At 58.1% G+C, this 1,013-nt stretch carries 2 pseudogenes; both read left to right on the forward strand.

The features are described 5' to 3' along the window. The first annotated feature begins 8 nt into the window (after positions 1 to 8). Positions 9 to 317: pseudogene (locus EN932_RS38605) on the forward strand (DUF1236 domain-containing protein). 234 nt (positions 318 to 551) lie between these two features. Beyond that, positions 552 to 650 (forward strand): annotated as a pseudogene (locus EN932_RS36870) (transposase); the annotation flags it as partial. Positions 651 to 1,013: the final 363 nt, after the last annotated feature.

Here is a 1,013-nt window from a genome sequence, read left to right on the forward strand (position 1 = left end):
AGCTCATAGTGAAGAATTATCTTATCGCTGCCGCCGCCGGTCTGTCCTCGTCGCCGGTATTGGTGCGGCCATCGCAGAGGACGTCATCGTGGTTGCTCCCAAACAGCAGACCGACCTACGCGAATACTGCACAAGCAGCATCTTGCGTCGATCAGCCTGCCGGGCGTCGAACTCAATGTCGGTTCGGCTCTGCCCGACACCATCGAACCTGCATGCGCTCGACGTGCCCAACGTGAGATACAAGTACGTCGTCGTTGCAGATCACGCGATTCTGGTTGATCCGGATTACCCGCAGGATCGTGCAGGTTATCGATTGACCAGCCCTCGAAGGAACAAACGCCTTGCTGATGTGTTGATAGACACATCGAACACCTTGAGTGTTTGGTCGCTAAAAAGTCCGCTTCCAAAGTCCCCCTCTGGAGTGCGGGTTTTTTGCGCCTCCCACCCTACCCATGCCGGTGTGCCTTCCGATCCGAACTGGTCGTTGGGAGGGTTTCCAGAAACCTTGCCCAAGGGGCTGAGCACTCCGATGGCGCCAAGGGCGGCCGGCCGGCCGCCCTGATGCGATGATGATGTTCAAGGTCCTGGTTCTGCAGGCGCTCTGCAGTCTCTCGGACGACCAGGCCGAGTTCCAGATCCATGACCGACTTGATTCTGTGCAGGTCGCCGCCCGGCGGCCGCATGTGACGTAACCGACCTCTGTCCGCTTTGGGCCAATCCAGGCCCCATGTCATCGAGTTGAACGTCCGGAATTTGCTCAGCGTGCCCAGAAGCTGCCAACCTGCTTCCGGCCCACTTCGGTCATTCACGGCCGATAGCCGAAGTGAGCCATTGCTGTTGACGTCGAAAACACATGGGCCGCCACTACATGTTCGCCTTTTGTGCTTCGAAAGTCGCATACAGAGGCAGACTTGAATTCGTGCAATAATTCAATCTGTTCGCTTGAGGTCGCCGGCGAGTTCCGTTGCGGCCGAGATTACCCGTAGCATCTGGGCATCCGGCGCTGCAGTCGC

The organism is Mesorhizobium sp. M7A.F.Ca.US.002.01.1.1 (genome assembly GCF_004022955.1).
Taxonomy (GTDB): domain Bacteria; phylum Pseudomonadota; class Alphaproteobacteria; order Rhizobiales; family Rhizobiaceae; genus Mesorhizobium; species Mesorhizobium ciceri.